At 56.8% G+C, this 285-nt stretch carries 1 pseudogene; it reads left to right on the forward strand.

Annotation, left to right across the window (positions count from 1 at the left end):
* Window positions 1–285 (forward strand): annotated as a pseudogene (locus tag BCT81_RS04480) (DNA polymerase III subunit gamma/tau); the annotation flags it as partial.

Below are 285 nucleotides of genomic sequence, written 5' to 3' on the forward strand. Positions count from 1 at the left end.
CCGCACGTGTTGGTATTGAGATGGTGGTTTTACGCATGTTGGCATTTAGGCCTGCAGAGCAAAATGTCGCAACGGCGATCTCTACTCAGTCGACGAGCCCTGTTGCTGCGCCGGTTCAGAGTCAAGCTCAGCCGGTTAGTCAACCAGCGCCAACGGCCGCTCCGAGACAGCCGCAGATGCAGCAGGCTCCTCAAGCGATGCAGCAGCAACCTGCACAACAAGCTCCGCAGCAAAGTCCGGCTCAGTATCCGAATTCACAAGGCTACCCTGAGCATTCTGGTCATC

The organism is Vibrio sp. 10N.261.52.A1 (assembly GCF_002876325.1).
Classification (GTDB): Bacteria; Pseudomonadota; Gammaproteobacteria; order Enterobacterales; family Vibrionaceae; genus Vibrio; species Vibrio chagasii.